This window comes from Streptomyces sp. NPDC001137 (assembly GCF_040298885.1).
In the GTDB taxonomy this organism is placed as follows: Bacteria; Actinomycetota; Actinomycetes; order Streptomycetales; family Streptomycetaceae; genus Streptomyces.
On record NZ_JBEPBA010000010.1, the window covers coordinates 210,559 to 231,140 of the forward strand.

Below are 20,582 nucleotides of genomic sequence, written 5' to 3' on the forward strand. Positions count from 1 at the left end.
CCGCAACGGCCTCACTGCCGGGTGTACTTCAGCTTCTCCCCGTTGCTGGTGTTCTCGCGCTGCAGGCTGCCGTCCGGCAGCAGGCTGAGCTCGGTGGCGTCGCCCGGCTTGCAGTAGCCGGGGTCGCCGGACGTCACGGTGGACGGGCCGATCTCCAGGGAGCCGCCGCTGCCCGGTGCCGCGGTCAGATCGGCCTGGAACACACAGTGGTAGGTGCCGCTGCTGGTGGGGCCGTCGGCGACGAGGGAGAGGACCGTGTCGCCCACCTCGCCCTGCTGGATGGTGAGTTCGCGGGTGTTCTCGCCGTCGGCGTTGGTGATGGTGGCCGTCCAGGTGCCCAGGTAACCGGACGGGATCGCACCGTCCGAGGGTGCGGAGGTGGTGGGCTGCGCGCTTGTCGGGGTCGTCGGGCTCGGCTCCGGCTCCGAGGGCGCCGCGCTGGTCGGGGCCGGGCTCGGCTTGTCGTCGGCCTTGTCGCTGCCGCCGTTCATGAGGGCGTAGACCGAGCCGCCGGCGCCGAGCGCGACGATCAGGGCGACCGCGATCAGCGCCGCGGTGGAACGGCCGCTCCGGCGGGGCGGTTCCTGCGGGGCGGGCGGGACCGGGCCGGTGTAGGACGGGCCGTAGGGCGGGGTGGAGCCGAGACCGCCGTAGCCGCCGGGCTGTTGGGGGTAGCCGTAGCCGCCGAGCTGCTGCGGCGGGTAGCCGTAGGCGGGCTGCTGCTGGGGGTGCTGCTGCGGATAGCCGTAGGCCGGGGGTGTCTGCGCATGGGCGGGCGGGGGTGTGGGTGCGCCCTGGCCCGCGACCATGGTGGGGAGGTGGTTCAGCGGCGCGCCGCTGCCCGGCTGCCCGGGCGGGGGCGGCCCGGCGGGCGTGCCCGTTTGCGGTGCGGAGTCGTCGGCGGCGGAGGCGTGCTCGGGCGGGGCCTCGGGCGCCGCCTTCCGCAGCGAGGGCCCGGCGGGCGCCGCCGCGCCCTCCTCGGGGTCTTCCGCGTCCAGCAACTGCACGGCGTGACGGCCGAGTTGGGCGACGAGCGCGCTCGGCAGCCAGGGGTCGCGCGAGCGGCCGCCGAGCACGGTGTCCTCGGCTCCCGTGCGCTCCAGCACCTGGTCCAGCGTCGGCCGCGCGCCCGGCTCCTTCTTCAGGCAGTCCCGTACGAGGTCGGCGACGCCCTCGGGCACCCCCTCCAGGTCGGGTTCCTCCTGGGCGATGCGGAACATCAGGGCGTGCACACCACTGTTGGCGCTGCCGAAGGGGAGCTGTCCGGTGGCGGCGTAGGCCAGCACGGAGCCCAGGCAGAAGACGTCGCAGGCGGGCGTGATCCGGTCGCCGCGCACCTGCTCGGGAGCCATGAAACCGGGCGACCCGACGAGCGCGCCGGTCCGCGTCAGCCCGCCGTCCGTCACCGTCTCCAGCGCCCGCGCGATCCCGAAGTCGATGACCCGCGGCCCGTCGATGGTGACGAGCACATTGGACGGCTTCAGATCCCGGTGGATGATCCCGGCGGCGTGGATGTCCCGCAGCGCGTGCGCGAGCCCGGCCGCGAGGATGCGCACCGAGCGCTCGGGCAGCGCCCCGTGGTCGTGCCCGACGACCTGCTGCAGGCTGGGCCCGGCGACGTACCCGGTGGCCACCCACGGCACCGCGGCCTCCGTGTCGGCGTCCAGGACGGGCGCAGTCCAGTGCCCGCCGACCTGCCGCGCGGACTGCACCTCCTGCCGGAACCGCGCCCGGAACTCCTCCTGCGCGGCCAGCTCCTCCCGCACCAGCTTCACGGCGACGGTACGGCCCCGGTCCGACCGGGCGAGATACACATGCCCCATGCCGCCGGCGCCCAGCCGGGCCAGCAGCCGGTAGGCCCCGATGCGCTGCGGGTCCCCCGCTGCGAGCTTCTCCATGGCTGCGCCGCCTTCCCCCCGTATGTGCAACAGACCGAGAATAGTGCGGTCGCGGGAGTAGTCGCCGGGAGCGGTGTCTACGGTTCCGTAACGCCGCGCCCGCCACCCCGCCGAGCCGCCCGGGCCCGACAACCTGTCGCGGAAACCCCCGCATGCCAGACAGGAAGCCGATACCGAGCGGGCACAGCGGGCTCCTACGCTCGCCGCCATGACCCCTCAGCCAGACCCCCAGGCCGGCGCCGCCGTGAAGGCCGCGGACCGTGCTCATGTGTTCCACTCCTGGTCCGCGCAGGAGCTCATCGACCCGCTCGCCGTCGCCGGTGCGGAGGGGTCGTACTTCTGGGACTACGACGGCAGGCGGTACCTCGACTTCACCAGCGGGCTCGTCTACACCAACATCGGCTACCAGCACCCGAAGGTCGTCGCCGCGATACAGGAGCAGGCCGCACACCTGACGACGTTCGCGCCCGCCTTCGCCATCGAGGCCCGTTCGGAGGCGGCGCGGCTGATCGCCGAGCGGACCCCGGGTGACCTGGACAAGATCTTCTTCACCAACGGCGGCGCGGACGCCGTCGAGCACGCGGTGCGGATGGCGCGGCTGCACACCGGGCGACCGAAGGTCCTGTCCGCGTACCGCTCCTACCACGGCGGCACCCAGCAGGCGATCAACCTCACCGGTGACCCGCGCCGCTGGGCCTCCGACGGCGCGGCCGCCGGCGTCGTGCACTTCTGGGCGCCGTACCTCTACCGCTCCCGCTTCTACGCCGAGACCGAGGAGCAGGAGTGCGCGCGGGCGCTGGAGCACCTGGAGACCACGATCGCCTTCGAAGGGCCGGCCACCGTCGCCGCGATCATCCTGGAGACCATTCCGGGCACCGCCGGGATCATGGTGCCGCCGCCCGGCTACCTCGCCGGGGTGCGGGAGATCTGCGACAAGTACGGCATCGTGTTCATCCTGGACGAGGTCATGGCCGGGTTCGGGCGGACCGGTGAGTGGTTCGCGGCCGACCTGTTCGGTGTCGTACCCGACCTCATGACCTTCGCCAAGGGCGTGAACAGCGGATACGTGCCGCTCGGCGGTGTCGCCATCTCCGGCGCGATCGCCGAGACCTTCGGGAAGCGGGCCTACCCGGGCGGTCTGACGTACTCCGGGCACCCGCTGGCCTGCGCCGCCGCCGTCGCGACGATCAACGTCATGGCTCAGGAGGGCGTCGTCGAGAACGCCGGGCGGCTGGGCGAGACCGTCCTCGGTCCGGCGCTGCGGGAGCTGGCCGAGCGCCACCCGTCCGTCGGCGAGGTGCGCGGCGTCGGCATGTTCTGGGCGCTGGACCTGGTGAAGAACAAGGAGACGCGGGAGCCGCTGGTGCCGTACAACGCGGCCGGCGAGGCGAACGCGGCGATGGCCGCCTTCGGCGCCGCCGCGAAGAAGCACGGCATCTGGCCCTTCATCAACATGAACCGCACCCATGTCGTGCCGCCGTGCAACGTGAGCGAGGCCGAGCTGAAGGAGGGCCTCGCGGCGCTGGACGCGGCGCTGTCCGTGGCCGACGAGTACACCGGGTAACGATCTCGGCCGCTCAGGTGCAGCACCGGACCACCACAGCTACGCGGGTAACCAGTGGGAGGTCGAACGCGTAAGGTGGCGTGCTCGTAGATAGGTACGTGCACGCCACCCGAACGCGACGAGGAGACGCCCGACCCATGCCCGGCAGCAGCGGCAACGGCTCCGTGACCCGCAGCACCCTGCGGCAGCAGATCGCCGACGCGCTTCGCGACGAGGTCCTCGCGGGGCGGCTCCAGCCGGGTCAGGAGTTCACGGTGAAGGAGATCGCCGAGCAGTACGGGGTCTCCGCGACGCCCGTGCGCGAGGCGCTCGTCGACCTGTCCGCGCAGGGCCTCCTCGACGCCGACCAGCACCGCGGCTTCCACGTCCACGAGTACTCGGTCGCCGACTACCGCGGCATCATCGAGGCCCGCAGCCTGGTCACCGACGGCATGTTCATCGCCCTGGACCGGGAGCAGGACCGTTTCCCCCCGCACGACGAGCCCCGTGCCGTCGCCGCCCTCGCCGGGGTCCGGCGGCGCGGCGAGGAGGCGCAGCGGGCCTCGCTGGCCGGCGACCTCACCGTGCTGATCGGCTACGACCTGCGCTTCTGGCACGAGCTCGGCACCCTCTTCGGCAACCCCTATCTGGCCGACTTCCTGCACCGGCTGCGCGTCCAGTCCTGGGTGTGCGCGGTGCAGCACCTGCGCCGGCTGTCCGATCTGCGCGGCGCCCTGTGGTCCGGCCACACCGACCTGGTCGACGCCCTGGCCAAGCGCGACACGAGGACGGCACGGGCGATCGTCGCCTCGTACAACGAGCACTCGCTGGCCCTCATCGAGCGGCTGGCGGACGAGTGAGCAAGCCGGCCAGGGGCACGCCTGCCTGGGCCGTGGACCTCACCGTCGTCATCCCCGCCTTCAACGAGGAGCAGCGCCTCGGCCCCACCCTCGACGCCGTCACCCGCTATCTGCGCGACAACGAGGGCCGCTGGGGCGAGTGGGAGGTCGTCGTCGCCGACGACGGGTCGACGGACGGCACGCGGGACCTCGTCACGGGCCTCGAGGACCCCCGCGTGCAGCTGGTCACCAGCCCGCACCACCGTGGCAAGGGCAACGCCCTGCGCCTGGGCGTCGCCGCCTCCCGCGGGCGGCGCGTGCTGGTCACGGACGCCGATCTCGCGGCCCCGATCGAGGAGCTGGAGCAGCTCGACAAGGCGCTCGGTGAGGGGAACGCGGCGGCGATCGGCTCCCGCTCCGTGCCCGGCGCGACGATCGGGGACCGCCAGCACCCGGTGCGCGAAGTGCTGGGCCGCGCCGGGAACTTACTCATACGCCGTACGACGGTGCCGGGCATACGCGACACCCAGTGCGGCTTCAAGCTGTTCGAGGGCGACAAGGCCCGCGAGGCCTTCGCCGCCTCCCGGATCAACGGCTGGGGCATAGACGTCGAGGTCCTGCGGCACTTCCACCGCGCCGACTGGCAGGTCGCCGAGGTCCCCATCCACTGGTCGCACCGGCCCGGCTCGAAACTGCGCCACCTCGACTACGTCCGCGTCCTCGCCGAACTGGCCCGGCTGCGCGTCCGCTCCCTGCGCCCCGCCGACGTCTTCGCCGTCGCCCTCTTCCTGCTCATGTCGATGGCCCTGTACTCGGGCCGCCTGTTCGACCCGGACCACCGCTATCTCCCCGACTCCCTCCAGGACCAGAACCAGTGGGAGTGGTTCTTCGACGTCACCGCCCACAACCTGGCCCACCTCCACAACCCCTTCTTCTCCGACTTGCAGGGCTTCCCCGACGGCGTGAACCTCATGGCCAACACGGTCATGCTCGGCCTCACCGTCCCGTTCGCCCCGCTCACCCTCCTCGCGGGCCCGGCGGTCTCCCTCAGCGTCGTGATGACGCTGGGCCTCGCCGCCACCGCGGCCGCCTGGTACCGCCTGATCGTGCGACGCGTCGTACGGCGGCGGTCCGCGGCCTTCGTCGGCGCGGCGCTGGCGGCGTTCGCACCACCGATGGTCAGCCACGCCAACGCGCATCCCAACTTCGTCGTGCTGTTCATGATCCCGCTGATCATCGACCGGGCGCTACGGCTGTGTACGGGCGCCCGGGTGGTGCGGGACGGCGTGATCCTGGGCCTGATGGCGGCCTACCAGGTCTTCCTCGGCGAGGAGCCGCTCCTGCTCGCGGCGATCGGCCTGGTGCTGTTCGCCGGCGCCTACGGCATCGCCCGCAGGGATGTGGCGCGGCAGGCCTGGCGGCCGCTCCTCAAGGGGCTCGGGATCGCGGCAGCGGTCTGTCTTCCGCTCGTCGCGTACCCGCTGGTCTGGCAGTTCGCCGGCCCGCAGAGCTATGCGCACATGCCGCACGGCGACAACTCGGGCAACAGCCCCCTCGCGCTGCTGTCCTTCGCCGAACGCTCCCTGGTCGCGGGCAACGCCCGGCGCGCGAACGCCCTCTCCCCCAACCCCACCGAGCAGAACGCCTTCTACGGCTGGCCGCTGGTCCTGCTCGCCTTCGCGATCGCCGTACGGCTGTGGGAGCAGGCCCTGGTCAAGGCGCTGGCGGTCACCGCGGTCGGCGCGGCGTTGCTGTCGCTCGGCCCCGAGTTCCGCATCCCGGCGACGGACAAGGTCTACCCGGGCCCCTGGGCGCTCCTCGCCAGGCTGCCGCTGTTCGAGTCGGTCATCGAGGGCCGGGTCGCGATGATCTGCGCCCCCGCGCTCGGCATGCTGCTCGCCCTCGCCCTGGACCGGCTGACGTCGACCCGCTCTCCCGGCACCCAGTACCTCGGCCTGCTCGGCGTCTGCCTGGCCCTGCTCCCGCTGATACCGGCCCCGCTGAGGACCGTCGAACGCCCCGCGACGCCCGCCTTCTTCACTTCCGGGGCGTGGCAGCCGTACGTCCGCGAGGGCGAGTCGCTCGTCACGGTGCCGCTGCCCGACGCCGGCGACGCTCAGGCGCTGCACTGGCAGCAGCAGGCCGGCCTCGGCTTCAGACTCCCCGGCGGCTACTTCAACGGCCCCTACGGCGCCGACCGCGTCGGCATCTACGGCGCCTCCCCCCGGTACACCTCCGACCTGCTGAGTGACATCCGCGACACGGGCGTCGTCCCCAAGCTGGACGCGACCTGGCGGGCACAGGCCCGGCGCGACTTCGCGTACTGGAAGGCGGGAGCCCTGGTGGTGGCCCCCGGACCGCACGAGGAGGCCCTGCGCAGGGCCGTTGCCGAACTTGTGGGCCGGGACGGGAAGTGGGTGGCCGGGGTATGGGTATGGGACCTGCACCAGGCGCTCCGCTGAGTGCGTCGCGATGGGCCGTCGGTTGTCTGCGGCTTCGCGAGGGCCGCTCGGTGCCTGTTCCGCCCGCGCGGAGCGCCGCCGCAGCCGTACCGATTACCCTGCCTTGACCGACTTGCCGTGTGAGGAGCCCTCTTTGGCCTGTGACCTGTGGCTGGTACCACTTGTCGACGTGTTGTGCCACACCCCCGACAATCCGTTCGCCGAGGAACTCGCGCAGTACAACAACGTGCTCGCCGCCGCCGGGCTGCCTCCGGTGCCGGTGTACCAGTACATGCCGGGTCTGTCCGGCGAGGTCGCCCCGGTGGCCGGCTTCGACTACGACGCGCTGCACTTCCTGCGCCGTGTCTACCTGCTCCAGGTGTGCGGGCTGCCGGTGACCCCGGTCGACGAGCTGGGCGGCGACTACGAGCAGTTGCTGGAGATGTTCGAGGCGACGGCCCAGCAGTCGCACCTCGTCTGGCACTACGACCACGCGGGCGCCTACGTCCCCGTGGACTTCCCCCAGCCCCTGTCGAACGACGAACTCCTCGCCGGCGGCGGCCCGCTGGGCTCCGCCCAGGCGCTGCTGCGCGAACTCGAGTACGTCGCCCCGTCGATCGGCATAGATCCGGCCAACCCTCCGGCGGCGCCGGAACCACCGCGCGCGCCGACGGAACTGGAGGAGCCCGCCGTCCCCGCGCCGTACGACCCCAGCCCCTTCGCCCGCGAACGCCATGTGTGGCTGGGCCTGCACGCGGCGGCGACGCGGAGCCTGGCGCAGGGGTCGATGATCGTCTTCAGCTAGTGCACCGGTCGGCTAGGGCACCTGGGAGAGGCCCTTCTCGACGTCCTCGAGGTTCATCAACGGCGTGTAGTCGATCCTGGCACCCAGGTTGAGGAAGAACGGCTCGCTGATGACCGGTATCTGGGAGACGTCCTGCAGGTCGAAGACCAGGAAGGCGGTGCGTTCGCCCTCGTCGGCGGTGAAGTAGGCCGCTTCGGGCTTGATCTGCTCCACCGAGGACTGGATCATCTTGCCGAGCGTGCCGTTCCGGATGGCCTCGTTCGACTTCTCCGTGTCGAAGTGCGCCCTGAGCAGTACACGCATAGCTCTCACCTTCTTCTGGTCGACGCACACGTGTACAGCTCCACCGTATGCCTGACTTGCGCACCATGCCCTGTTATGCACCGTGAGTGCTCTCCCGTACTCCCCGGGGGAGCAGAACAGCCGCCTCCTCCGGCGTCGAGGCACGCCGAGGCGGAGGTCGTCGAGGCCCATGCGGGCGCGTTCACGGCATGACGCGGGCCAGGGGGCACCCGGCGAACGGGCGCCCCCCTCATGTGCGTGACTCAGGTGCCGATGACGACCCGTACGACGCCCCAGCCCTTCTCGTCGTGCCACTCACGAACCGTCGCCGTAACCACGCGGGAAGGCTACGAGAACACCGCCGTCCCGTCCTGCGTCAGCCTCCAGTTGGTGACCGCGAAGTCCGCCGGGTTCAGCGTTCCCTTGGAGGTCACGTAGTCGATCATCAGCTGGCGGATCTCGTTGGTCGAGCTGTAGGCGATGTCGGCGGTGGCGATGTGCGGGTAGCCGGAGCCGCCGTTCGCGCGGTAGTTGTTGACCGCGACGACGAAGACCTGGTCGTCGGCGACCGCCTTGCCGTTGTACGTGAGGTTCTTGATCCGCGAACCCTCGGCCTGCGCGATGTCGATGTCGTACGAGACGCCGGCGGCCGTGTCGTACATGTAGTCCCAGAAGTTGTTGGCGTTGGTCAGCGTGGCGGTGTCGACCTTCGTGCCCGACGGGACCTGGTGGTAGTACTTCGCCGCGAACTCCAGGTAGTCCTTGAGCTGGGCGCCCGTGAGCTTCTTGCCGTAGAGCGTGTTGTCGTAGATGTAGAGCCCGGCGATGTCCTTGATGGTCACGCTCCCGGCCGGGATGTCGGCGGTGCGGCTGAAGGGCGCGGCGACCGAGATCAGCGGCAGCGCGGCATCGCTCGCCGACAGGCCCGCCTTCACCGACTGCATCTGGACCTCGTGGATGAAGTCCATGATCGGGACGTCCTTCCAGCAGGACTCCGCCGCCGAGAGGTCCTGGGTGCAGGAGCCCACGGCCGTGTTGACGTACTTCACCACGAGGTCGTGGTCGGCCTTGAGGAGTTTGGTGATCTCCGGGTCCTCCTCGACGCCCTTCGGGTCGAGGGTCTGGGCCGTCTTCTTCGTCACCTTCCACTGCCCGCAGTGCAGTTCGAGCTCGAAGTCGAAGACGGTGAGACGGTAGCCCCAGCAGTACGGCTCGGAGAGCAGCACGTCCTCGCCGGTGTCCGCGTTCTTGACGGTGTACGAGGACACCTCCTTGTGCGTGTGGCCGACCAGGATCGCGTCGATGCCGGGAACCTGCTCGGCGACGAGGTTGGAGGCGTTCTCGACGTACGGCAGCGCGTCGCCCCACGACGTGGAGCCGTCGAGACCCGAGTGGTCCGTCAGGAAGACGACGTCACACCCCAGCGCACGCAGCCGCGGCACGTACTTCTTCGCCTGTTCGACGAGCCCCGGGAAGACCATCTTCCCGCTGACGTTGTCCTTGTCCCACAGCGCGATACCGGGGTTGGTCAGGCCGAGGATGCCGACCTTGATGTCCGGGGCGCCGGGGACGCGGATGCGCTTCACGGTGTACGGGTGGAAGGCCGGCCGCAGGGTCTTCGCGTCGAGGGCGTTCGCGCCGAGCAGCGGGAAGTGACACTGCTTCTCGAACTTGCGCAGCGTCTCGATGCCGTAGTTGAACTCGTGGTTGCCAAGAGCGGCGGCGTCGTAGCGCATGTGGTTCATGGCGACGGCCATGGGGTGCTTGGGCCCCTTCTTGCCGTCCTTGCCGGTGATCGGGTCGACCCGCGCGAAGTAGTACGCGAGCGAGGTCCCCTGGATGATGTCGCCGGCGTCGACGAGCAGCACGTGCTCCTCGCCCTTGGCCTCGCGCTGCTGCTTGATGAGGGTGGCGACGCGGGCGACGCCGACGGAGTTGCCGGCCTTGTCGCTGTAGGCGGCGTCCTTGTAGTAGTCCCAGTCGAAGACGTGGCTGTGCAGGTCGGTGGTGCCCAGGATGGAGAACGTCCAGGTCTTGGGGGCCTTGGGGGCGTTCTCGGGCGTACGGTCTGCGGCCTGGGCGGTGCCGGCGCCGACCGCTCCCGCGGCAGCCACAGCCGCGCCGGTCACGGCCGACTTCTTCACGAACTCCCGGCGGTTCAGGGGACTGGCGGGCATACGGGGCTCCTGGTCATGGAGGGGAAGGGGAGGAGGGCGCGGCGGAACTACCCGCGTAGATGGTTGCGCCCCTTAGTTACATCCGGAACCAGGAACAAGCCATGGGCCGGTCAAGGAAGTCCATGACCGGCCCAACAGCTAACGGACATACGGGATTTACAGGAACGAGTTGATCTCGATCGTCTCGTCCCGGCCCGGACCCACGCCGATCGCGGAGATCGGTGCGCCCGACATCTCCTCCAGCGCCTTGACGTAGTTCTGGGCGTTCTTCGGCAGGTCGGAGAAGGACTTCGCCTTGGTGATGTCCTCGGACCAGCCGGGCAGGGTCTCGTAGACCGGCTTCGCGTGGTGGAAGTCCGACTGCGAGTACGGGAGTTCCTCGACGCGCCTGCCGTCGATCTCGTACGCCACGCAGACCGGGATCTCCTCCCAGCCGGTCAGGACGTCCAGCTTGGTGAGGAAGAAGTCGGTCAGGCCGTTCACGCGGGTCGCGTAGCGGGCGATGACGGCGTCGAACCAGCCGCAGCGGCGGTCACGGCCGGTGGTCACGCCCCGCTCGCCGCCGATGCGGCGCAGCGCCTCGCCGTCCTCGTCGAAGAGCTCGGTCGGGAAGGGGCCGGAGCCGACGCGGGTCGTGTAGGCCTTGAGGATGCCGATGACCCGGCTGATCTTCGTGGGGCCCACGCCCGCACCGGTGCAGGCGCCGCCCGCGGTGGGGTTCGAGGACGTCACGAACGGATACGTGCCGTGGTCGATGTCGAGGAGCGTGCCCTGGCCGCCCTCGAAGAGGACCACCTTGTCCTGCTCCAGCGCCTGGTTGAGGACGAGGACCGTGTCGGCGACGTACGGGGCGAGCTTGTCGGCGTAGCCCAGCAGCTCCTCGACCACCTGGTCGATGGCGATCGCGCGGCGGTTGTAGAGCTTGGTGAGGATCTGGTTCTTGACGTCGAGGGCCGCCTCCACCTTCTGGGTGAGGATGGACTCGTCGTAGAGATCCTGTACCCGGATGCCGACGCGGTTGATCTTGTCCGCGTAGGTCGGGCCGATGCCGCGCCCGGTGGTCCCGATCTTGCGCTTTCCGAGGAAGCGCTCGGTCACCTTGTCCACCGTCACGTTGTAGGGCGTGATGATGTGAGCGTTACCGCTGATCAGGAGCTTGGACGTGTCGACGCCGCGCTCGTTCAGCCCGTTCAGCTCGGAGAACAGGACCGACGGGTCGACGACGACACCGTTGCCGATGACCGGCGTGCAGCCGGGGGAGAGAATCCCGGAAGGGAGCAGGTGAAGGGCGTACTTCTGGTCGCCCACGACTACCGTGTGGCCGGCGTTGTTGCCGCCCTGGTAGCGCACCACGTAGTCGACGGATCCGCCTAGCAGGTCCGTCGCCTTTCCCTTGCCTTCGTCACCCCACTGAGCACCGAGCAGCACAAGTGCGGGCACGCGCGTACACCCCTTCCGGGCGGGGCATGTCCAAGGTCAGGGGCGTACGCGTAAGGTTCACCGCCGCGTGCACCGCGACCGTCGTTGGCCGCAAACCGTCGGACCGGATGCCCCGGAATAGACGAAGCCCCTGGCGCAATAGCGCAAGGGGCTCTTGCACAAAGATGCTACCCGAGGAAGCGAGGCAGGACCGAGGTGGTGACTTCCGCGACTTCCGATCAGCTGTTGGTGGTCATCGATCCGGTCGCCCGGCGGACGGACGGGGAGTCGGTACGCATCGCAAAAGACGTGCTCAGCGCGGGTGCGCACACCAAGGTGTGCCTGCCGGAGGGTCCGGAGGAGTTCGCCCGGGCGCTGGCCCGCCGGGGGTCGCGGCGGCCGGTGGTGGTGGGCGACGACCGTGCGCTGGTCCGCGCGGTGTCCGTTTTGCACCGGCGGCGGGAGCTGGCCGGATGTGCGCTGTCGGTGGTGCCGGTGGGCAGCCTGCTGTCGGTGGCCCGTTCCCTGGGGGTGCCCACGGGGGCGGTGGCGGCGGCGCGGGCGGTCCTGGACGGGGCCGAGCGGCGCCTGGACCTCCTGGTGGACGACAGCGACGGCGTGGTCCTGGGCGCCCTGCACATCCCTCCGGTGACCGGGCACACCCCGTCGGTGGAGGCGGGCCGCCCCTGGCTGCGCACGGCCCAGTCCTTCGTACGCACCCTGGTCCCCGCCCGCGAGACGACGGTCCCGGCACCCCGGGCCGCCCGGCTGCGGGTGGAGGTCGACGGCGTCACCGTGCTGGACCTGGACCAGCCGGTGGAGGCGGTGTCGGTGACGCCGGGCGCCGGTGGGGTGGCCGAGGTCGAGGTGAGGCCCCTGTCGGTGGGCGCGGAGGCCTCACCGGTACGGGCCCAGGGGCGCACCGTGAGCGTGTCGGGGGCGGACTTCCGCTACCGGGCGGACGCGGGCGTGTGGGGGCCGGTGCGGAGGCGGACGTGGACGGTTTGGGAGGGGGCTTGGGGGCTTACGGTGCCGAGTTCTTCGTAACGGCGGTCAGGAAGCCGCCGGTGTCGAGGGTGCAGTCGAACGGTGCAGGGATGGCGAGATCCTCGCCGAACGGCACCGTGCAACGTGACTCGTACCCCTTGGCAGAGGGGGTCGAGAAGACAGTGGCCTGCTTCTCCTGCATGTCGAGCAGAAGGTAGACAGGCACGCCCGCCTTCCCATAGACGAGAACTTTGTCGGTCAGATCGTTGTCCCGCGTGGACGAGGATGTCAGCTCGGCCACGAACGAGAGCGCATCGCCGTCCAAGTGGTTGCTGTCCGCATCAAATACCCGATCGTCCGCCGCGTAGACGTCCGGCCCGTAGGCACGCTCGCCTTCAGGGAAGACGAACAGATTGGGCGCCCGCTCGATCGTGTGGCCCGTGGGAAGATAACTCTCCAATTGCTGGCACACCAGGCGCATGACGCGGGTGTAGTAAGCCTTCGAAAACGGCGACAAGACGATGCTCGCCCTGATGATCTCGGCCTTGTAGCCGTCGGGCACGATCAGCTTGTCGAGGGCGTCCAGAAGGTCCTCGAAGCTGTGGGGCTCGGTGCCGCTTATCGTCGGTCGCTCAGTCATCAACGTCATGATGCGCCCTCCCCGTGATGCAGACCAGCCACCACTCAGAGCAGCCGGTCGGGCACAGCTTCGTGATCGCTTTCGTCCTTCAGCCCCACGCCCGTGATCCCCAGCTCCCGCCCCCTCCCCATCAACCCCGCCAACTTCCCCGCCGCCCCCTCGTACGTCAGCCCCAGCGGCGGCCGGATGTTGCTCAGGCAGTTGCGGTCGGCGTCCGTGGTCACGCCCGGGACCGGCCGGTACGTCAGATACGCACCCAGTGAGTCCGCCGCCGACATGCCCGGGCGCTCCCCGACCAGGACGACGACCATCGTCGCGCCCATCGTGGACGCGATGTCGTCACCCAGAGCGACCCGCGCCTGTTCCGCCAGCACCACCGGTGCGACGCTCCACCCCGCCAGCCGCGCCACCGTCTCCCGCACGACCGCCGCCGCATGCTCGTGCACCGCCCGGCTGGACAGCCCGTCCGCCACCACGAACACCACGTCCCAGTCGCCGGCCGGCAGATGCGCGCGGTCCGTCGCGTCCAACCGCCGCCCCAGATCGGGCCGTTGCAGATACGTCAGCCGGTCGGGCGCCGCACTGCGCACCCGTACCGTCGGCATCCCGCCCAGCCCCGCCGCGACCACCTCCGGCTCGAACGGCGAGTGCACCGCGTCCCGCGCCGCCGCGTGCGCGGTCTGGAGTTCGAGGCGGTGGCGGGTGGGCAGCGCCGAGCCCGCGCGGCCGAGGCCGATACGGGCCTGGGTGTGCCGGCGCATGGTGGCCCACAAGTCACCTACCGGTACCGCGATCTGAGTCTCCGTCATGCCGCCAGTTCCCTTCCGATCGCGGTCAGCGGATGGGACGCGACCTCGCGGATCCCGCCCCGCTCGTCCAGCAGCCCGCTCGACTCCAGCCAGGCCTCGAACTCCGGTGCCGGGCGCAGCCCGAGGACCTCACGGAGGTACAACGCGTCGTGGTACGAGGCCGACTGGTAATTGAGCATGATGTCGTCGCCGCCCGGCGTGCAGATCACGAAGGACGCGCCCGCGACGCCGAGCATCGTCAGCATGGTCGCGACGTCGTCGTCATCGGCGTCCGCGTGGTTCGTGTAGCAGATGTCCAGGCCCATCGGCAGGCCGAGCAGCTTGCCGCAGAAGTGGTCCTCCAGAGCCGCCCGGAGGATCTGCCGGCCGTCGTAGAGGTACTCCGGGCCGATGAAGCCGACCACCGTGTTCACCAGCAGCGGGTCGTAGCGGCGGGCGACCGCGTAGGCCCGCGCCTCCACCGTCTGCTGGTCCACCCCGTGGTGCGCGTCCGCCGACAGGGCGCTGCCCTGGCCGGTCTCGAAGTACATGACGTTGCGTCCGACCGTGCCGCGGTCCAGGGCGAGCGCCGCCTCGTACGCCTCGTCGAGCAGGCCCAGCGTCACACCGAAGGAGGCGTTCGCCGCCTGTGTGCCCGCGATGGACTGGAAGACCAGGTCCACCGGTGCGCCCCGCTCCATCAGGTCCACGCTCGTCGTGACATGGCACAGGACGCAGGACTGGGTGGGGATCGCGTACCGGTCGATCACTCCGTCCAGCAGCTCCAGCAGGTCCCGTACGGCCTTCGGGCTGTCCGTCGCCGGGTTGATGCCGATCACCGCGTCGCCCGAGCCCAGCAGCAGGCCGTCGAGCAGCGCCGCCGCCACTCCCGCCGGGTCGTCGGTCGGATGGTTCGGCTGGAGCCGCGTCGCGAGCCGCCCCGGCAGCCCGATCGTCGAGCGGAAGGCGGTGACCACCCGTACCTTCCGGGCCACGGCCACCAGATCCGCGTTCCCCATCAGCTTGGAGACCGCCGCGACCATCTCCGGCGTCAGCCCGGGGGCCAGCGCCGTCAGGGCCTGGCCGTCCGCCGCCAGCAGCCACTCCCGCAGCTCTCCGACCGTAAGCCCGGCCAGCGGCGCGAAGGCGGCCGCGTCATGCGTGTCGAGGATCAGCCGGGTCACGTCGTCGCTCTCGTACGGGATCACCGGCTCGGTCAGGAAGGTCGCCAGCGGCACCTCCGCGAGGGCCCAGCGCGCGGCCACCCGCTCCCGGGCGCTGCCGGCGGCGAGCCCGGCGAGACGGTCGCCGGAGCGCTCGGGGCTCGCGGCGGCGAGCAGCCGCGCGAGGGAGTCGAAGCGGTGGCGTTCGCCGCCGAGAGTGGCCGTGTAGGTGCTCATGCCGGCGACCGTACGAGGGGCGTGTTGCCGCCAGATTTCCTGGCGTTTCTAAAGGTCTGGTTGACAAACATTTAACGCCCCGACACCCTTGACCGACTCATTCGGGCTACAGAGTTCCGGTCCAGTACAGCAACGGACCACCAGGAGAGGGGCCACCCGATGGCAGTGGATGAGGGCGTCGCCCCGGCGACGAAGACGGACGGCGACGGCACGGTCCACCGGCTCAAGCCCAACGCCGTGGGCCTGCTGGGGGTGGTCTTCATGGCCGTCGCCACCGCGGCCCCGATCACCGCGATGACGGGCAACGTGCCCTTCATGGTGTCGTCGGGCAACGGCATCGGGGCACCCGCGAGCTATCTCGTCGCAATGGTCGTCCTGGCAATCTTTTCCATCGGCTTCACCTCGATGGCGAAGCACATCACGTCGACGGGCGCCTTCTACGGCTTCATCTCCTACGGCCTCGGACGCACCGCGGGGCTCGCGTCGGGCCTCCTCGCGACCTTCGCGTACGCCGTGTTCGAGCCCGCACTGATCGGCATCTTCTCGACCTTCGCCACCGGAACCCTCAAGGACCAGACGGGCCTTGACATCCCGTGGTGGGCCTTCGCGCTGCTGATGCTCGCCGTCAACGCGACGGGCACCTGGTTCGGCGTCTCGGTCGCCGAGAAGCTCCTCGTGGTCCTGCTCGGCACCGAGGTGACGGTCCTCGCGGCGATGGCGATCTCGGTCGCCCTGCACGGCGGCGGCCCGCACGGCTTCACCTTCGGCCCGGTCAACCCGATCAACGCCTTCAAGGGCACGAGCGCCGGCCTCGGCCTGTTCTTCGCCTTCTGGTCCTGGGTCGGCTTCGAGTCGACGGCGATGTACGGCGAGGAGTCCCGCGACCCGAAGCGGATCATCCCCAAGGCCACGATGATCAGCGTCCTGGGCGTCGGCGTCTTCTACGTCTTCGTCTCCTGGATGGCCATCATCGGCAACGGCGAGACCGCGGCCGTCAAGGTCGCCTCGTCGGCGAACCCCCTCGCCCTGTTCTTCAACCCCACCGAGCACTACGTCGGCCACTGGGCGGTCGACCTCATGCAGTGGCTGATGATCACCGGCTCGCTCGCCTGCGGCATGGCGTTCCACAACTGCGCCGCCCGCTACATGTACGCGCTCGGCCGTGAGGGCGTCCTGCCGTCACTGAAGAACACCATCGGCCGCACCCACCCCCGGCACGGCTCCCCGCACATCGCGGGCCTGGTGCAGACGGTGGTGAGCGCCGTACTGATCCTCGCGTTCTGGGCCACGAGCAAGGACCCGGCGAACGCCCTCTACGTGCTGCTCGCCATCCTCGGCACGATGGCGATCCTGATCGTGCAGGCGGTCTGCTCCTTCGCGGTCCTCGTCTACTTCCGCAAGAACCACCCCGAGAGCCGGCACTGGTTCAAGACGTTCACCGCCCCGCTCGTCGGCGGCATCGCGATGCTCGCAGTGGTGCTGCTCCTGGTGTCCAACATGAGCGTCGCGGCCGGCTCGGAGTCCGGCTCACTGCTGCTGAAGGCGACGCCGTGGCTGGTGGCCCTGGTCGCGGCGACGGGCATCGGCTATGCGCAGTACCTCAAGCGGCGGTCGCCGGAGCGGTACCAGCTGCTGGGCCGCACGGTCCTCGAGGAGACCAAGGAGCGGTAACTAGCCTTCCCCGAACATCTCTCGGCGGTGCACCCGCCACCGCTCCATCATGGCCGCGACCTCGCCCTCGACGAACTCGAAGAAGGCGAGCGTCTCGGCCATGCGGCGTCCTGCGGGAGTGTCGGCGCCCAGGCTGCTGACGCCCTCCCGCAGGGCGACCTCCCAGCGCTTGATGACGGCCTCGCGGTTGGTCAGGGCCTCGTACCACTGATCCCCGTGCACCCGGTAGCGCTCGCGGCGGGAGCCGGGCTCGCGCTCCCGCGAGACCATGTGCGTCATGGTCAGATAGCGCACCGCCCCGGAGACGGCGGCGGGGCTGATCCGGAGCTGCTCCCCCAGGTCGGCGGAGGTCATCGAGCCCTCGTCGGAGGAGAGCAGGGCGGCGAAGACCCGGGCGGGCATCCGCTGCATCCCGGCCTCGACCAGCTGAGCCGCGAAGCTCTCCACGAACCTGGAGACCGCCTCCGGGTCCCGCCCCACCGCCTTCGACTCCGTCATGGTCACCACCCTAACCGGGCTTCATAGGCTTTATACGCTTCCTTAACTTCACAAATTTCTGAAAGAAGCGTACGTTCTGAAGCATGACGAAGGCAATCAGCGTCTCCGGCCTCCACAAGTCCTTCGGCCGCACCCGTGCCCTGGACGGTCTCGACCTGGAGGTGGAGTCCGGCGAGGTCCACGGCTTCCTCGGCCCGAACGGGGCCGGCAAGTCCACCACCATCCGCGTCCTGCTCGGCCTGCTGCGCGCGGACTCCGGCGCCGCGCAGTTGCTGGGCCGCGACCCGTGGCAGGACGCGGTGGAGGTGCACCGCCGGATCGCGTACGTCCCCGGGGACGTGACCCTGTGGCGGAACCTGTCCGGCGGCGAGGTCATCGACCTGTACGGCCGGCTGCGCGGCGGGCTGGACCCGTCCCGCCGGGCCGAGCTGATCGAGCGCTTCGACCTGGACCCCACCAAGAAGGGCCGCACGTACTCCAAGGGCAACCGGCAGAAGGTCGCCCTGGTGGCCGCCTTCGCCTCGGACGTGGACCTGCTGATCCTGGACGAGCCGACGTCGGGCCTGGACCCGCTGATGGAGGAGGTCTTCCAGCGCTGCGTGGAGGAGGAGCGGGAGCGCGGTCGCACGGTGTTGCTGTCGTCGCACATCCTCAGCGAGGTCGAGGAGCTCTGCGACCGGGTGAGCATCATCCGCAGGGGTCGGACGGTGGAGAGCGGTTCGCTGTCCGACCTGCGCCATCTGACGCGGACGAGTGTGACGGCCGAACTCGCCGGGCCGCCCGACGGGTTGGCGCACCTGCCCGGCGTGCACGACCTCGACGTACGGGGAAGGCGGGTGCGGTTGCAGGTCGACACGGACCAACTCGACGCAGTGCTGAGGAAGTTGAGCGAGTCCGGACTGCGGTCACTGACCTCGACCCCGCCCACGCTGGAGGAGCTGTTCCTGCGCCACTACCAGGACGAGGAGGTGGCGGCGCGATGACGTCGTTCGCGGGCACGGGGGTGCTGCTGCGCTTCTCGCTCCGCCGCGACCGGCTGATGATCCCGGTCTGGGTCGGCGTGAACGCGCTGATGGTCCTCTCCATGCCGAACACCCTCAAGAACCTCTACGGCACCCCCGCCGAACGCGCCGACCTGATCCACCAGGTGGCGACCAACGCCTCCTTCCGCGCACTGATCGGCCCGGTCTTCGACACCTCCATCGGCGCGCTGACGGCCTGGCGCGTCGGGGTGTACGCGGGTGCGCTCGCCGCGGCCATGAGCCTGATGATCGTCGTACGGCACACCCGGGACGAGGAGGAGAGCGGGCGGCAGGAGCTGGTGGCATCCGGGATGGTGGGCCGCCGGGCCTCCCTGACGGCGGCACTCCTTGCGGCGGCGGTCGCAAACGCCGTACTGGCACTGCTGGTTGCTGCCGGGCTCGCGGGCCAGGGGGCTGTCGGCGCGCTCGCCTTCGGCCTCGGACTCGGGGCCGTCGGCATGGTCTTCGCGACGACGGCGGCGATCGTCGCCCAGCTGACGGAGAGCGCGCGGCTGGCCCGCGGCCTGACGGCGGGTGTCCTGGGCGCGGCCTTCGTGCTGCGCGCGGCGGGCGACGCGGCGACGGACGACGGCTCCTCGCCCCTGACCTGGCTGTCCCCGCTCGGCTGGCTGGAGAACCTGCGGCCGTACGCCGACGAACGCTGGTGGGTACTGCTGCTGTTCGCCGCGGCCGTGGCGCTCCAGGCCGGGGTGGCCTACCTGCTGGCGGGCCGCAGGGATGTCGGCATGAGTTTCCTGCCCACCCGCCCCGGACCGGCGTCCGGCCGCCTGGGCTCGGCGGGCGCGCTGGCCTGGCGGCTGCAACGGGGCAGCGTCTTCGCGGTTGTGGGTGCCTCCCTTCGCAGGCAGGCACCAGCTTGACGAGTCGTTCACGACCATCGCTCGGCGTTGGTCGGTGATCAGCCAAACAAGTGATCACCTCACCGCGACACTCAGCCCCTCCAACCCCCGGATCACAAAGTTCGGCTTCCGCTCGGGTTCCGCCGCCAGGCTGAGCTTGGGGGCCTTCTCCAGCAGTGCCGTCATCGATGCCGCCAGCTCGATCCTCGCGAGGGGCGCCCCGATGCAGTAGTGGATGCCTGCGCTGAAGGAGATGTGCGGGTTGTCCGTGCGGGTCAGGTCGAGCTGCTCGGGGTCCCGGAAGACCTCCGGGTCGTGGTTGGCGGCGCCGAAGAGCATGGCGATCTCGGCACCCCGGGGGATCGTGACGCCGTCGATCTCGATCTCGTCCAGCACCCACCGCTCGAAGAGCTGGAGCGGGGTGTCGTAGCGCATGAGCTCTTCCACGGCGGTGGGGACGAGGGAGTGGTCCGCGCGCAGGGCGGCCAGCTGCTCCGGGTTCCGGAAGAGGGCGTACCAGCCGTTCACCGTGGCGTTGACGGTCGCCTCGTGGCCCGCGTTGAGGAGCAGGACGGCGGTGGAGATCATCTCCTGCTCGGTGAGGCGGTCGCCCTCGTCGTGGGCGGCGATGAGCCCGGAGATGAGGTCGTCGCCGGGGGTCCGGCGCCGCTCGGCGATCAGCTCGCGGAGGTAGTCGGAGAACTCGACCGAGGCCTGTACGGCCTTGCGGGCCGTGTCCTCGGAGGGGTTCAGCTCGTACATCCCGCAGATGTCGGCCGACCAGGGGCGCAGGGGCGCACGGTCGGCCTCGGGGATCCCCAGCATCTCGGCGATGACGGCGACGGGCAGCGGCTCGGCGACCTCGCTGAGCAGGTCCCCGCCGCCCTTCTCCACGAGCCGGTCCACGAGCTCCCCGGCGAGGTTGCTGACGTACGGCTTGAGCTGCTCGACCGTCCGTGGCGTGAACGCCTTCGAGACCAGCCGCCGGATGCGGGTGTGGTCCGGGGGCTCCAGGTCCAGCATCCCGTGGTCGTTGAGCGTGTGGAACGGCTCGTGTTCGGCCGGGGGTGCCGTACGCCCGAAGTCCTCGTGCGTGAACCGGTGCTGGTACGTCCGCCCGAGGCGCCGGTCGCGCAGCAACGCGGAGACGTCGGCGTGGTGCGGGACGAGCCACTGGTTCGTGGGCTCGTAGTGGTGCACGCGGCCCTTGGCGCGCAGCTCTGCATAGGCGGGGTAGGGGTCGGCCAGGAACGCCGGGTCCCACGGGTCGAAGGCGGTCATGGACGGACGCTAGCCCGGCATCCGCCCGCCT

Annotated in this window: 16 protein-coding genes and 1 pseudogene; 8 read left to right on the top strand and 9 right to left on the bottom strand. The window is 70.4% G+C overall.

The window, feature by feature from the left end:
• Positions 1–11: 11 nt before the first annotated feature.
• A complete protein-coding gene (locus ABT254_RS21900; protein WP_351472494.1) occupies positions 12–1,898 on the bottom strand; it encodes a serine/threonine-protein kinase in 1,887 nt (628 codons plus the stop codon).
• A gap of 208 nt (positions 1,899–2,106) precedes the next feature.
• Here ABT254_RS21900 and ABT254_RS21905 point away from each other — a divergent pair, with 208 nt between their 5' ends.
• The 4 genes from ABT254_RS21905 (at position 2,107) to ABT254_RS21920 (ending at position 7,526) form a co-directional block, all read left to right on the top strand.
• Positions 2,107–3,462, top strand: a complete 1,356-nt coding sequence (locus ABT254_RS21905; RefSeq protein WP_351472497.1) for an aspartate aminotransferase family protein — start codon at positions 2,107–2,109, stop codon at positions 3,460–3,462.
• 137 nt (positions 3,463–3,599) lie between these two features.
• Entirely contained in the window at positions 3,600–4,301 is a 702-nt protein-coding gene (locus ABT254_RS21910; RefSeq protein WP_351472500.1) for a GntR family transcriptional regulator, read from the top strand.
• On the top strand, positions 4,298–6,742 hold the full coding sequence (locus ABT254_RS21915; protein ID WP_351472503.1) for a dolichyl-phosphate beta-glucosyltransferase: 2,445 nt from the start codon (positions 4,298–4,300) through the stop codon (positions 6,740–6,742). The genes ABT254_RS21910 and ABT254_RS21915 overlap by 4 nt, the downstream gene beginning before the upstream one ends.
• Before the next feature lie 133 nt (positions 6,743–6,875).
• Positions 6,876–7,526: a putative DNA-mimic protein gene (locus ABT254_RS21920; RefSeq protein WP_351472506.1), complete on the top strand. Its 651-nt coding sequence runs from the start codon at positions 6,876–6,878 to the stop codon at positions 7,524–7,526.
• Positions 7,527–7,538: 12 nt separating this feature from the next.
• On the opposite strand, the gene ABT254_RS21925 is transcribed toward ABT254_RS21920, so the two are convergent.
• The 3 genes from ABT254_RS21925 to ABT254_RS21935 form a co-directional block, all read right to left on the bottom strand.
• The gene (locus tag ABT254_RS21925) at positions 7,539–7,829 is read right to left on the bottom strand and encodes a hypothetical protein (protein ID WP_351472509.1); all 291 of its coding nucleotides are present in this window, start codon (positions 7,827–7,829) and stop codon (positions 7,539–7,541) included.
• A gap of 326 nt (positions 7,830–8,155) precedes the next feature.
• Entirely contained in the window at positions 8,156–9,985 is a 1,830-nt protein-coding gene (locus tag ABT254_RS21930; RefSeq protein ID WP_351472511.1) for a bifunctional metallophosphatase/5'-nucleotidase, read from the bottom strand.
• Between the two features lie 156 nt (positions 9,986–10,141).
• Entirely contained in the window at positions 10,142–11,425 is a 1,284-nt protein-coding gene (locus ABT254_RS21935) for an adenylosuccinate synthase (protein WP_115906819.1), read from the bottom strand.
• A 195-nt stretch (positions 11,426–11,620) separates the two neighbouring features.
• Here ABT254_RS21935 and ABT254_RS21940 point away from each other — a divergent pair, with 195 nt between their 5' ends.
• Positions 11,621–12,451, top strand: a complete 831-nt coding sequence (locus ABT254_RS21940) for a diacylglycerol kinase family protein (RefSeq protein WP_351472514.1) — start codon at positions 11,621–11,623, stop codon at positions 12,449–12,451.
• Here ABT254_RS21940 and ABT254_RS21945 read toward each other — a convergent pair.
• The 3 genes from ABT254_RS21945 to ABT254_RS21955 are packed head-to-tail and all read right to left on the bottom strand — an operon-like array spanning position 12,429 to position 15,219.
• Positions 12,429–13,040, bottom strand: a complete 612-nt coding sequence (locus ABT254_RS21945) for a Uma2 family endonuclease (RefSeq protein ID WP_351472517.1) — start codon at positions 13,038–13,040, stop codon at positions 12,429–12,431. The genes ABT254_RS21940 and ABT254_RS21945 overlap by 23 nt on opposite strands.
• A 35-nt stretch (positions 13,041–13,075) precedes the next feature.
• Entirely contained in the window at positions 13,076–13,840 is a 765-nt protein-coding gene (gene eutC / locus ABT254_RS21950; RefSeq protein WP_351472520.1) for an ethanolamine ammonia-lyase subunit EutC, read from the bottom strand.
• Positions 13,837–15,219: an ethanolamine ammonia-lyase subunit EutB gene (locus ABT254_RS21955; RefSeq protein ID WP_351472523.1), complete on the bottom strand. Its 1,383-nt coding sequence runs from the start codon at positions 15,217–15,219 to the stop codon at positions 13,837–13,839. The genes eutC and ABT254_RS21955 overlap by 4 nt, the downstream gene beginning before the upstream one ends.
• A gap of 159 nt (positions 15,220–15,378) precedes the next feature.
• Between ABT254_RS21955 and ABT254_RS21960 the strand changes: the two genes are divergently transcribed.
• On the top strand, positions 15,379–16,890 hold the full coding sequence (locus tag ABT254_RS21960) for an APC family permease (protein WP_351472525.1): 1,512 nt from the start codon (positions 15,379–15,381) through the stop codon (positions 16,888–16,890).
• Here the strand turns inward: ABT254_RS21960 and ABT254_RS21965 are convergent, their stop codons facing one another.
• Positions 16,891–17,388 (bottom strand): GbsR/MarR family transcriptional regulator, encoded by a 498-nt coding sequence (locus ABT254_RS21965; protein ID WP_351472528.1) that lies wholly within the window; start codon positions 17,386–17,388, stop codon positions 16,891–16,893.
• Between the two features lie 83 nt (positions 17,389–17,471).
• Between ABT254_RS21965 and ABT254_RS21970 the strand changes: the two genes are divergently transcribed.
• Both ABT254_RS21970 and ABT254_RS21975 read left to right on the top strand, forming a co-directional pair.
• Positions 17,472–18,371, top strand: a complete 900-nt coding sequence (locus ABT254_RS21970) for an ABC transporter ATP-binding protein (protein ID WP_351472529.1) — start codon at positions 17,472–17,474, stop codon at positions 18,369–18,371.
• Positions 18,368–19,246 (top strand): annotated as a pseudogene (locus ABT254_RS21975) (efflux permease Rv1217c-related protein); the annotation flags it as partial. The gene ABT254_RS21970 and the pseudogene ABT254_RS21975, both read left to right, overlap by 4 nt.
• 99 nt (positions 19,247–19,345) lie before the next feature.
• On the opposite strand, the gene ABT254_RS21980 reads toward ABT254_RS21975, so the two are convergent.
• A complete protein-coding gene (locus tag ABT254_RS21980; protein WP_351472532.1) occupies positions 19,346–20,551 on the bottom strand; it encodes a cytochrome P450 in 1,206 nt (401 codons plus the stop codon).
• Positions 20,552–20,582: the final 31 nt, after the last annotated feature.